The sequence below is a fragment of the Pedococcus sp. P2_E5 genome, from assembly GCF_056403895.1.
Window position 1 is genome coordinate 1 of sequence record NZ_JBFUEP010000068.1, and the last position, 11,786, is coordinate 11,786.

The 11,786-nt window shown below is 70.9% G+C and carries 10 protein-coding genes; all 10 read left to right on the plus strand.

Features of this window, described 5'->3' with window-relative positions; translation table 11 throughout:
- Nucleotides 1–75: 75 nt before the first annotated feature.
- Nucleotides 76–903: a hypothetical protein gene (locus AC1DVZ_RS18210; protein WP_477619610.1), complete on the plus strand. Its 828-nt coding sequence runs from the start codon at nucleotides 76–78 to the stop codon at nucleotides 901–903.
- Between the two features lie 30 nt (nucleotides 904–933).
- Complete coding sequence (locus AC1DVZ_RS18215; RefSeq protein ID WP_477619611.1) at nucleotides 934–2,586, plus strand: lipid II flippase MurJ; 1,653 nt, start codon at nucleotides 934–936, stop codon at nucleotides 2,584–2,586.
- A complete protein-coding gene (locus tag AC1DVZ_RS18220) occupies nucleotides 2,583–3,725 on the plus strand; it encodes a glycosyltransferase family 4 protein (protein ID WP_477619612.1) in 1,143 nt (380 codons plus the stop codon). The genes AC1DVZ_RS18215 and AC1DVZ_RS18220 overlap by 4 nt, the downstream gene beginning before the upstream one ends.
- Nucleotides 3,726–3,736: 11 nt before the next feature.
- Entirely contained in the window at nucleotides 3,737–5,443 is a 1,707-nt protein-coding gene (locus AC1DVZ_RS18225; RefSeq protein WP_477619613.1) for a CTP synthase, read from the plus strand.
- On the plus strand, nucleotides 5,440–6,102 hold the full coding sequence (locus AC1DVZ_RS18230) for an NUDIX domain-containing protein (protein WP_477619614.1): 663 nt from the start codon (nucleotides 5,440–5,442) through the stop codon (nucleotides 6,100–6,102). Before AC1DVZ_RS18225 ends, AC1DVZ_RS18230 begins: the two co-directional genes overlap by 4 nt.
- Nucleotides 6,103–6,276: 174 nt before the next feature.
- Nucleotides 6,277–7,320, plus strand: coding sequence for a LacI family DNA-binding transcriptional regulator (locus tag AC1DVZ_RS18235; RefSeq protein ID WP_477619615.1), 1,044 nt, complete (start codon nucleotides 6,277–6,279; stop codon nucleotides 7,318–7,320).
- Nucleotides 7,317–8,447 carry a class I mannose-6-phosphate isomerase gene (locus tag AC1DVZ_RS18240; RefSeq protein ID WP_477619616.1) on the plus strand — a complete coding sequence of 377 codons (1,131 nt, stop codon included), beginning with the start codon at nucleotides 7,317–7,319 and terminating at the stop codon, nucleotides 8,445–8,447. The genes AC1DVZ_RS18235 and AC1DVZ_RS18240 overlap by 4 nt, the downstream gene beginning before the upstream one ends.
- Before the next feature lie 103 nt (nucleotides 8,448–8,550).
- The gene (locus AC1DVZ_RS18245) at nucleotides 8,551–9,867 is read left to right on the plus strand and encodes an ABC transporter substrate-binding protein (protein ID WP_477619617.1); all 1,317 of its coding nucleotides are present in this window, start codon (nucleotides 8,551–8,553) and stop codon (nucleotides 9,865–9,867) included.
- 82 nt (nucleotides 9,868–9,949) lie between these two features.
- Nucleotides 9,950–10,852, plus strand: a complete 903-nt coding sequence (locus AC1DVZ_RS18250; protein ID WP_477619618.1) for a carbohydrate ABC transporter permease — start codon at nucleotides 9,950–9,952, stop codon at nucleotides 10,850–10,852.
- Nucleotides 10,852–11,751: a carbohydrate ABC transporter permease gene (locus AC1DVZ_RS18255; RefSeq protein WP_477619619.1), complete on the plus strand. Its 900-nt coding sequence runs from the start codon at nucleotides 10,852–10,854 to the stop codon at nucleotides 11,749–11,751. The genes AC1DVZ_RS18250 and AC1DVZ_RS18255 overlap by 1 nt, the downstream gene beginning before the upstream one ends.
- Nucleotides 11,752–11,786 lie beyond the last annotated feature (35 nt).

Sequence of the window (11,786 nt, forward strand, 5' to 3'; positions counted from 1 at the left end):
CGGCAAGTCCGGGCAGTACGGCCTCGCATCCGGCGCCGCCGCCACGTTCCCCCAGCTGGCGACCAAGTAGCCGCCGTGCGTGCACTGGTGTCCGGCGCCGTCGCAGGCGCTCTCGCGGCCTCCGCCCTGCGTCTGCTGCGCGACCGCCCGCCGGGTGGGTCGGCCACCTGGGATCGCACCAACCACGCCGGTCGCACCGTCACCCTCCTCGAGGGCCCCGCGTATGCCGCGGGTGCCGCCGGTGCCGCGGCGCTCCTCGGTGCCGGTCCGGGACCGGTGCTCGCGGCAAGCTCGTCGGCGGCCTTCGGAGCGCTGGACGACCTCAGGGGCGACTCCAGCAGCAAGGGCCTCAAGGGCCACCTGGGGGCCCTCGCCCGTGGTGAGGTCACGACCGGGGCGGTGAAGATCGTCGGCCTCGGCATCACCGGCCTCGTGTCAGCCGCGCTCATCGACAGGCGGTCGCGGACTGCGGACGGCACCGCGCCCCGCGGCATACCCGGGGCGATGGACACGCTCGTGGGTGGCGCGGTGATCGCCGGCACGGCGAACCTGCTCAACCTCCTCGACCTGCGTCCCGGCCGCGCTCTCAAGGCCACGATCCTGCTCGGCGCGCTCACCGCGACGTCACCGCGCTCAGCGGCTGCCGCGGGCGCCGCGGTCGGAGCCTCCGTCGGACTGCTCGGTCCGGACCTGTCCGGTGAGGCGATGCTGGGCGACACCGGGGCCAACAGCGCCGGCGCGTTGCTCGGTGCCGCCCTCGTCCAGCGCAGCAGCGGACGCGGCCGCTGGGTCGCGCTGGCCGGCCTGGCAGCCCTGACCCTGGCCTCGGAGAAGGTGTCCTTCACCAAGGTCATCGAGTCCACCCCGGTGCTGCGCGAGCTGGACGCCCTGGGTCGTCGTTGATGCGGTGTCGCCCGTGATGCGGTGTCGTCGATGACGGCCAGGTCGGTCGGCACCTCGGTGGCCAGGGCCGCGGCCGTCATCGCGGTTGCGACGCTGCTGGCGCGGCTCGCGGGTTTCGCCCGCACCCTCGTCTTCTCGGCCAACGTCGGAGCCGGCGGGGTGGGGGACACCTACCAGACCGTCAACATGCTCCCGAACGTCGTCTACGAGGTTGCCGCAGGGGGAGCCCTCGCGGCGGTGGCCGTGCCGCTCATCGCCGGTCAGCTCGGCGGCGGTCGCAGGGAGGACGCAGACCAGACCGCATCGGCCCTGCTCACCTGGGCGTTGGCGGTCCTCGTGCCGTTGTCAGCCCTGCTCGCCCTCGCGGCGCCCTGGCTCAGTGGGCTGCTCCTGGGCGACACCGACGTCCCGGGCAGCGCCGACCTGGGCACCACGATGCTCGTCATCTTCGCTCCGCAGGTCGCCCTCTACGGCGTGGGGATCGTGCTGGCCGGGATCCTCCAGGCGCACCGACGGTTCCTGGCTGCTGCGCTCGCACCGCTGCTGTCGAGCCTCGTGGTCATCGGCGCGTACCTCGGCTACCGCTTCCTGGCCGATGCCTCGACCACGCCGGCCGACATCTCCAGTGGTGCGGTCTGGATGCTCGCCGGGGGCACGACCCTCGGCGTCGTCGTGCTCAGCCTGCCGCTGCTCGTGCCGGCCGCGCGGGCCGGCGTGCGGCTGCGGCCGACGTTCACCTTCCCCGAGGGCGTGGCCCGACGGGCCGGCTCGCTCGCCGGGGCGGGCGTGCTCGCGCTGGTCGCCCAGCAGGGGGCCGTCGCGGCGACCCTCTGGCTGACCCATGCACCGCGCACCCTCGACACCGGTGTGGTCAACGTCTACACCTACGTCCAGGCCGTCTACCTCCTGCCGTATGCCGTGCTGGCGGTCCCGATCGCGACGTCCGCCTTTCCGGCGTTGGCGCACTCGAACGCCGCCGAGCTGCTCGAGCAGCCGGTCGGCACGTCTGCCCGGGACACCTTGGCAGGTGCCCTGCGAGGGATCCTGCTGCTGACCGCCGGAGCAGTCACCGTGCTGATGGCGGTCTCCCGCCCGGTTGGGGTCTTCTTCGCCTCCTTCGACCGGGGTGCCGACGCAGGCGGAGCGGCTGCGCTGGCGGCCCTGCCTGCCGCCCTGTCGGCGTATGCGCCGGGACTCGTCGGCTTCTCCGTGACCGCCCTGCTCACCCGTGCGCTCTACGTCCGCGGACGGCCGATCCATGCGGCGCTCGCCGTGGCCGCAGGGTGGGCGCTCGCGGCACTGGTCCCGATCGCCCTGGTCCCGGAGGGCTCTGGGGCCGGCACGACCCTGGCACTGCTCGGCATCGGCTCGACCCTGGGCATGACCGTGTCGGCCGTGGTGCTGGTGCTGCTGGTCCGCAGCGCCTGGGGCGCCGAGGCGGTCCAGGGCTCCGGCCGGACCCTCGGGGCTGCTGTCGTGGCGGTGGCGGTGGGGCTCGCGGTGGGCGACACCGTGGCGCGGGGCCTGTCTCCGGACTCCCTGCGGTCCGCCCTCGGCAGCGGTCTGCTGACCGCGCTCGTGACCCTCCTGGCCTACCTGGGCGTGATGATGGTCGGCGACCGCAAGGCCATGCAGGCCCTGCGCGAGCGTGGCCGCGGTCGGCGCCGGGGGAGCGACTCATGAAGGTCGTGGTGCTCGTCGGGCGCAGCACCGGTGGCATCGGGACCCACGCGGTGGACCTGGCCCGGGGTCTGCGCGAGCTGGGCGACGACGTCAGCGTGGTCACCGACCGGCTCACGGCCGAGAGGTTCGGCATCACGCAGGCGCGGCTGTGGTGGCCGGGACGGGCCGCCGGGCTGATCGGCTCGCTGCGCCACCTGTGGCGGCTGCGCAGGCTCGTCGAGGGTGCCGAGGTCGTGCACGCCCACGGGCACCAGGCCGGCCTGGTGGCCGTGCTCGTCGCTGTCGGGACACGGACCCCCGTCGTGGTGAGCCAGCACAATGCCGTGCTGGCCGCTCGTGGTCTGCGCGGCCGGCTCTCGACTACCATCCAGCGGTTCGTTGCTCGTCGTGCCGCCCTGGTCACCGGCGCGAGCACCGACCTCGTCGACGAGGCCAGACGGCACGGCGCGCGCCAGCCACGCCTGGCACCCGTGCCGTCGCCCCGCGTTCCCGGACTCCTCGCACACGAGCCGCTCGCCGGCGACAAGCGCCGAGCCCTGGCAGCAGTCCTGTTGCGGGAGAACGGAATCGAGCCGGAGCCCGACTCGCCTCTGGTGCTGACCATCGCCAGGATCGCCCCGCAGAAGGATCTCGAGACCCTCGTCGATGCCGCCTCGTCAGCGTCGATCCGAGCGGGCGCGATGGCGGCAGTGGGGCCCGCTTCGTGGGTGGTCGTGGGCGACGGGGACGTCGATCTGCTCAGCCGGCTGCGGCTGAGGACCGAGGCAGTCCGTGCGCCGGTCCACTTCGTCGGGTCGCAGGACGAGCCGGAGCGCTGGCTGCGGGCCGCCGCGGTCTTCGTGCTCCCGAGCCGCTGGGAGGCGCGCGCCCTGGTGGTGCAGGAGGCCATGGCGGCGGGTGTGCCCGTCGTGGCCACCGACACCGGCGGCCTCAGGGACCTCGTGGAGGGTGTCGGCGCACTCGTGCCCGTGGGTGACGCCACGGCGATGGCAGGCGCTGTCGAGCGCTACCTCACTGACCCGGCCGCCCGGCATACCGCCTCCGCGGCGGGCCGCGAGCGGGCCACATCGTGGGACGACGGCAAAGCCACGGCGAGTCGCTGGCACCAGTGGTACTCAGCCCTGCCCGGCATGACGTAGGCTTGAACCCCGTGGTGGAACAGACGAAACACATCTTCGTAACCGGCGGCGTTGCCTCTTCTCTGGGCAAGGGACTGACCGCCTCCAGCCTCGGACATCTGCTCCGTGCTCGCGGACTGCGAGTGACGATGCAGAAGCTCGATCCCTATCTCAACGTGGATCCGGGCACGATGAACCCGTTCCAGCACGGTGAGGTCTTCGTGACCGACGACGGTGCCGAGACGGACCTCGACATCGGCCACTACGAGCGCTTCCTCGACAGCAACCTCGTGGGCCGGGCCAACGTCACCACCGGGCAGATCTACAACCAGGTGATCGCCAAGGAACGGCGCGGGGAGTACCTCGGCGACACCGTCCAGGTGATCCCCCACATCACCAACGAGATCAAGGAGCGGATGCGGGCCCAGGCGGCCGGCAGCCCCGGGGTCTCGCGGGCCGAAGCTCCCGACATCATCATCACCGAGATCGGCGGCACGGTCGGCGACATCGAGTCACTGCCGTTCCTCGAGGCCGCTCGCCAGGTCCGCCACGACGTGGGTCGCGACAACGTCTTCTTCCTGCACGTCTCGCTGGTGCCCTACCTCGCCCCGAGCGGCGAGCTCAAGACCAAGCCCACCCAGCACTCCGTGGCCGCGCTGCGGCAGGTCGGCATCCAGCCCGACGGGCTGGTACTGCGCGCCGACCGCGAGATCCCGGACAGCATCAAGCGCAAGATCTCGCTGATGTGCGACGTCGACACCGAGGCCTGCGCCGCGGCCGTCGACGCCCCGAGCATCTACGACATCCCGAAGGTCCTGCACAAGGAGGGCCTCGACGCCTACGTCATCCGTCGGCTGGGCCTGAACTTCCGTGACGTCGACTGGACCGCCTGGGACGAGCTGCTGCGGCGCGTGCACAGCCCCGAGCACACCGTCGAGATCGCCCTCGTCGGCAAGTACATCGACCTGCCGGACGCCTACCTCTCGGTCACCGAGGCCATGCGTGCCGGTGGGTTCCACCACGATGCGAAGGTCTCGATCCGCTGGGTCGCCAGCGACGAGTGCCAGACCGAGTCCGGCGCCCAGAAGGCCCTCGGGGGCGTCGACGCGGTGCTGGTGCCCGGTGGCTTCGGCGTGCGCGGCATCGAGGGCAAGCTCGGTGCCCTCAAGTGGGCCCGCGAGCGACAGGTCCCCACGCTGGGCATCTGCCTCGGGCTGCAGTGCATGGTCATCGAGTACGCCCGCAACGTCGCGGGCATCGCCGGGGCCAGCTCCACCGAGTTCGACCCCCAGACGCCCGATCCGGTGATCGCGACGATGGAGGAGCAGAAGGCCTTCGTCGAGGGGGCCGGAGACCTCGGCGGCACGATGCGCCTCGGCTCCTACCCGGCCAAGCTCGCCGAGGGTTCGGTCATCGCAGAGGCGTACGGCGCCGTGGCCGTGGACGAGCGCCACCGGCACCGTTACGAGGTCAACAACGGCTACCGCGAGCAGCTCGAGGAGGCCGGGCTGGTCTTCTCCGGCCTGTCGCCGGACGACAACCTCGTCGAGTTCGTCGAGCTGCCCCGAGAGGTGCACCCGTACTACGTCTCGACGCAGGCGCACCCCGAGTTCAAGTCCCGACCGCACCGAGCCCACCCGTTGTTCGCCGGACTGGTCGAGGCCGCCATCAACGCCCAGCGCGCGGCCCGCCTGGTCGAGGTCGAGCGACCTCGCAGCACGGTCGACGCCTCGGCGTGAGCGTGCGGCACGACGGGTCCGCCGACCCTGGAGAGCTCGCCGACCGCCACGAGTCCCTGCCGGTGCGCCACTCCGAGGTGGCCATGCACGGGCTGGTCTGGGACGTCGTGCGCGACCGCGTCGACCTCGGTGAGGCCGGCGAGGTGACCCGCGAGTACGTCCGCCATCCCGGCGCCGTGGCCGTGGCCGCACTCGACGACGAGGGTCGGCTCTGCCTCATCCAGCAGTACCGGCACCCGGTGCGGACCTTCGAGTGGGAGATCCCGGCCGGACTCCTCGACGTCACGGGGGAGCCTCCCCACGTGGGCGCCGCGCGCGAGCTGCACGAGGAGGCCGACCTGCGCGCCGCGACCTGGCACGTGCTCGCCGACTACGTCAGCTCACCCGGCGGCCTCGACGAGGCCCTGCGGATCTACCTGGCGCGTGACCTCTCGCCCGTTCCCCAGTCCGACCGCCACGTCAGGGACGGTGAGGAGCTCGGTATGCCGGTGCGCTGGGTCCCGCTCGAAGAGGTGCGTGACGCCGTCCTCGCCGGCCGTGTGAACAACGCCACGATCGCGATCGCGGCCCTCGCAGCGCTCGCAGCCCGGGACCTGGGCTGGACCACGCTGCGGGCACACGACGCCCCGTGGCCCAGCCACCCGGCACACCGGGCCTAGTCGCACTCGGTCCGGCTCTGCCGGTCTGGCCCGGTCGGTCCCGCTCGCTGCCAGGTGGGCCGCTCGGGACAGAGCGGATCTTTCGTGACATTGGATGACATCGTTGTCACAAACAGATGACAGTGCTTTGGCGCCTCCTTGACAGGAGCGGAAGGACCGTTGCAGTCTCGTGCCATGACAACGTTGTCACCATCCGGGTCCGGACGACCGACGATGGTGGACGTCGCCCGCGAGGCCGAGGTCTCGCTCAAGACGGTGTCCCGCGTGGTGAACGGCGAGGCAAGGGTGCGACCGGAGACGGCACGCAAGGTCCGCCAGGTCATCGAGCGCCTGGGCTTCCAGCGCAACGACAGCGCCAGCCAGCTGCGCCGAGGGACCTCCGCGAGCATCGGGCTCGTCGTCGAGGACCTGTCGAACCCCTTCTACTCGCAGCTGGCCGCGGCGGTCGAACGCGAGGCGGGGCGCGAGGGGCACCTGCTGATCACCGCCTCGGCCGAGGGTGACCCTGCGCGGGAAGCCGCCATCGTCGCGGCCCTCCTGGCTCGCCAGGTCGACGGCCTGGTCGTGGTGCCGGCGGGGACCGAGGGTGCACTCCACCGCACCTGGGGTGCCCCCGTGGTGTACGTCGACCGCCCGGGGTCCGACGAGTCCGCCGACAACGTGCTGAGCGACAACGCCGGGGGCATCCGCGCGGCCGTCGAGCACCTGGCTGCGCGCGGCCACCGCAGGATCGGCTTCCTCGGCGACGACCCGGCCTACTGGACGGCGCAGGAGCGCGAGCGCGCCTTCCGCACGACCCACGCCGACCTCCGGCTCGACGGCGACCCCGGTGTGGCGATGGGGCCGCACACGCCCGACTCGCTGGCCGACCTCCTCAGGCGCTGGACGTCTGGGCCCGATGCGGTCACGGCGCTCGTCACCGGCAACAACCGGGTGACCGTGGCCATGCTCCGGGCAGTACGACGTGTGGGGGCGCAGGTCGCGTTCGTCGGCTACGACGACTTCGAGCTGGCCGACCTGCTGGAGCCGGCCGTCACCGTGGTCCACCAGGACCCCGCCGCGATGGGCCGCGCCGCCGCGCAGCAGCTGTTCGCGCGGGTGCACGGCGACGACGGGCCACCGCGATCGGTCACCCTCCCGACGCGGCTGGTGGTGCGCGCCTCCGGCGACCTGCGCCCGACACCGGATCTGCGCGCGGCCGTGGGGGTCGCCCCGTGACGCGACACCTGACCCAGACCGGAGCGGTCGTCCCCCTCACGCCGAACACGCCGCGGCGGTTCTACCGAGGCGGAGAGCGCATCCTGGCCTTCCGCGGCCTCGACGTGCCCGATGACTTCGACGGACGGCGTCCCGAGGACTGGCTGGCTTCCACGACGCGGCTGTTCGCCGAGGGCGGGGACGGGCTCACCGTGCTGCCCGACGGGCGGTTGCTCGCCGACGCCCTGGAGCAGGACGCCGTGGCCTGGTTGGGGGAGGAGCACCTCGCGCGCCACGGTGTGGAACCGGGACTCCTGGTCAAGCTGCTCGACGCAGGGGAGCGGCTCCCCGTCCACAGCCATCCCGACCGGGCCTTCGCCACCCGTCACCTCGACTGCGCCCACGGCAAGACCGAGGCGTGGCTGGTCGTCGACGCCGAGCCGGGGGCGATGGTCTGGGTCGGGTTCCGCGAGGACGTCGACGCCGCCCACCTCGCGGAGCTCGTGCAGGCCCAGGACGAGCGCCTTCTGGCGCTGCTCAACGGCTTCGAGGTCCAGCGTGGCGACGCCGTCCTCGTCCCCGCAGGACAGCCGCACGCGATCGGGGCAGGCGTCCTCGTCGTCGAGCTGCAGGAACCCACGGACTTCTCCGTGATGCTCGAGCACGAGCGTTTCGGGATCGACGCCGACCACGCCTGGTTGGGACTCGATCCCCAGGTCGCCCTCGAGAGCGTTGCCCGGTCGGCACTGGACAGCGAAGGCATCGGGAGCCTGCGGACTCGATGGCTGGACGGGAGCGGGGTCCGCCCGGCGCTGCCCGCCGGGGCCGCCGAGTACTTCGTCGCCGACGTCGTCCGGACCCGCAACGAGCCCGCACACCTGGACGCCGGCTTCTCGGTGCTCGTCGTCGTCGACGGCGCGGGCACGCTCCGCTCCGCCCACCAGGAACCGACGCCCCTGTGGGCCGGCCAGACCCTGCTCGTCCCGTATGCCGCGGGCGACCTGGTCGTCGAGGGCGCCGTGACGGTGCTGCGCTGCTCCCCGTCACGCGACCCCGGCCGCGTGCGCGCCGGACCCGGCCGGACGGTCGACCCAGCGGCCCCCGGAGGCCACCCTCACCACCCTGCCACCCTCCCCGAGGAGACCTGACATGACGCCCGACCCTCGCAGCGCCACCACCACGACAGCCAGCACCACCACCACGACTGCCAGCTCCACCACCGTCCACACCAACCCATCCAGGAGGCATCCCATGCGTAGAACCACCCTGTTGTCGGCGGTGGCCTTCACCACCGCAGCCCTCACCCTCACGGCGTGCGCGACGGGCGACGCCAACTCCGGCTCGTCCGGGACCTCCAGCTCGTCGTCGTCCCAGGCCACCAAGGCGGGAGGGGCCGGCGGGGACGTCGGTGTCTTCACCTGGTGGGCCGCCGGCTCCGAGAAGACCGGTCTCGACGCGCTCGAGGCGCTGTTCAAGACGAAGTACCCCAACGACAAGTTCGTCAACCTCGCCGTCGCCGGCGGCGCGGGCAGCAACGCCAAGGCCAAGCTGGCCTCGGACCTGGCCAACAACCAGCCGCCGAGCTCGTTCCAGGGCCACGCGGGGGCCGAGCTGACCGACTACATCGCCAAGGGCCAGATCGAGCCCGTCAACGACGTCATCGAGGGACTCGGGGGTTCCTCGGTCTTCCCGAAGGACCTGCTCGACCGCCTCACGGTCAAGGGCAACATCTACTCGGTGCCCTCGAACATCCACCGCGCCAACGTGGTGTGGGCGAACCCGGTCGTGCTCAAGAAGGCCGGGATCACCGAGAACCCCAAGGACATGAAGACCTGGATCAGCGACCTCCAGAAGCTCAAGTCCAGCGGGGTCAACACGCCGCTGACCATCGGTGGCACGTGGACCCAGGTGCAGCTGCTCGAGACCGTCCTCCTGTCGGACCTCGGTGCCGACAAGTACGCCGGCCTCTTCGACGGCAAGACTGCCTGGGACTCGGCCGAGGTCAAGACGGCAGCGGCCGACTTCAAGACCCTGCTCACGTTCACCAACACGGCGTCCGACGGTGACGACTGGCCGGCTGCGGTCGACATGGTCATCGACGGCAAGGCTGCCTACAACGTGATGGGGGACTGGGCCGTCGCCGAGTTCGCGAGCAAGGGCAAGAAGGACGGGACGGACTACACCTACTTCCCCGTCCCCGGGACCGAGGGTGTCTTCGACTTCCTCGCCGACTCCTTCACCCTCCCGAAGGGCACCAAGAACCCCGAGGGCACCAAGGACTGGCTGCGCCTCATCGGCTCGGCCGAGGGCCAGAAGGCGTTCAACCTCGCCAAGGGCTCCATCCCCGCCCGGACCGACGTCCCGGCGAGCGACTTCCCGCCCTACCAGCAGAGCGCCATGAGCGACTTCAAGTCCGACACGATCGCGTCCTCGATCGCCCACGGCGCGGCGGTCAACCTCGCCTGGTCGACGGACATCTCGACCGCAGTGTCGAAGTTCCACTCCAGCCGCGACGACGCGACCCTGGTCAAGGACCTCGCCGCCGCGGCGAAGAAGAACCTGGGCTGACCACGCCGGTGGGGGTGGCGGGGCGACCCGCCACCCCCACCACACGGCATACCCTCCCCGCTCTCCGAGAGGCTCAGTGAGCATGCGCAAGGTAAAGAACTGGCTGCCGGGGTTCCTCCTCGTGCTGCCCTCGATCATCCTCGTGGGCGTCTTCGTCTACTACCTCATCGGCAAGAACGTCTTCACCTCGCTGCAGAGGTCGACGAACTTCGTCACCGACAAGGTGGTCAACCCCGGGGGCTACCGCAACTACACGCAGCTGCTCGGCAGCGGTGACTACCGGCACGCCCTGATGAACCTGCTGGTCCTCACCGTGGTCTTCATGATCGGCACCATGCTCATGGGACTGCTGTGGGCGGTCCTGCTCGAGAAGGGCGTCTCGGCTGAGGGGCTCTTCCGGTCGGTCTACCTGTTCCCGATGGCAGTGTCCTTCATCGCGGCGGGCGTCGTCTGGCGCTGGCTGCTCAGCCCGGCCAAGGGGGAGGGCGAGGCGATCGGCCTCAACCAGCTGTTCATCAAGCTGCACCTCGACGGGCTGCAGAGCTCGTGGTGGTCGGCTGACAACCGGTTCTCGATGGCAGCGATGGCGCTGCCGGCCATCTGGCAGCTCTCCGGCTACGTCATGGCGTTGTTCCTCGCCGGCTTCCGGGGCATCTCGGACGACCAGCGGGAGGCCGCGCGCATCGACGGGGCCAGCGAGTGGAAGATCTACCGCCACGTGCTCTTCCCGCAACTGTCCCCGATCGCCCTGTCGGCGCTGATCATTCTGGGGCACATGTCGATGAAGATGTTCGACCTCATCTATGTCATCGCCGGACCGAACTCCTACAAGGCGGCGGTCCCGACCACGATGATGTGGACGCAGCTGTTCGCCCAGTCCGACGCCCAGGCCGCCGCCGTCAACGCGACCATCCTGCTCATCATCGTGGCCATCGTCGTGGTGCCCTACCTGGTGAGTACCAGCCGCTCGGAGAGGAGTCGCTGATGTCCAGCTCGGTCCTCACCGAAGAGGCCATCCCCGTCGCGCCCGTCCAGCACGGCGCACCCGGGACGATGGGCTCCGCAGGGACGCGCACGCTGCGCTACGCCGTCCTGATCGTCTTCGTGGTCATCATCCTGATCCCGCTCTACGTGATCCTGGTGACGAGCCTGAAGCCCGCCTCCGACGTCAACGCCTCGTCCGCGTGGAACCTGCCCACCCGGTTGTCCCTGGACGGCTGGTCTTCCGCGTGGTCGACCCTGGCGCCCTCGATGTACCGCTCGCTCATCCTCGCGGTCTCGGTGGCCGTGATCTCCTCGGTCCTGGGGGCACTCAACGGGTTCGTCTTCGCGAAGTGGACCTTCCCGGGGTCGCAGACGATCTTCACGCTGTTCCTGTTCGGGATGTTCATCCCCTACCAGGCGGTGATGATCCCGCTGCAGGGGATGTTCCTGCAGCTCCAGGCCGGCGCGCCGTGGATCGACGGGATCGTCAAGCTGATCATGGCGCACTGCATCTACGGCATCCCGATCTGCTCGCTGATCTTCCGCAACTACTACGCGACGGCCGTGCCCAACGAGATCCTCGAGGCGGCCAAGGTGGACGGTGCAGGAATGCTCCGGGTCCTGCGCTCGATCGTGCTGCCCATCTCCGCACCGGCCTTCGTCGTGGCGATGATCTGGCAGTTCACCTCTGCGTGGAACGACTTCCTGTTCGCGCTGTTCCTCACGACCCGCAACAACGGCCCGGTCACCTACGCGCTCAACGAGCTCGCCGGTGGCCAGAACCCGGACTACAACTCGATCATGGCCGGGGTTCTGCTGGCCTCGCTGCCGACCCTGCTCGTCTACGTGCTGCTGGGCAGGTACTTCATCGGTGGCCTGATGAGCGGCTCGGTGAAGTAACCCGGCCGTGCCGGGGCGCTGGGTGGACGGGTGTG

Excerpts from the sequence above, each read along its gene's own strand:
- AC1DVZ_RS18215 (WP_477619611.1), top strand. The coding sequence starts at position 934 with ATGACGGCCAGGTCGGTCGGCACCTCGGTGGCCAGGGCCGCGGCCGTC.
- AC1DVZ_RS18220 (WP_477619612.1), top strand. The coding sequence starts at position 2,583 with ATGAAGGTCGTGGTGCTCGTCGGGCGCAGCACCGGTGGCATCGGGACC.
- AC1DVZ_RS18235 (WP_477619615.1), top strand. The coding sequence starts at position 6,277 with ATGACAACGTTGTCACCATCCGGGTCCGGACGACCGACGATGGTGGAC.
- AC1DVZ_RS18245 (WP_477619617.1), top strand. The coding sequence starts at position 8,551 with ATGCGTAGAACCACCCTGTTGTCGGCGGTGGCCTTCACCACCGCAGCC.
- AC1DVZ_RS18250 (WP_477619618.1), top strand. The coding sequence starts at position 9,950 with ATGCGCAAGGTAAAGAACTGGCTGCCGGGGTTCCTCCTCGTGCTGCCC.
- AC1DVZ_RS18255 (WP_477619619.1), top strand. The coding sequence starts at position 10,852 with ATGTCCAGCTCGGTCCTCACCGAAGAGGCCATCCCCGTCGCGCCCGTC.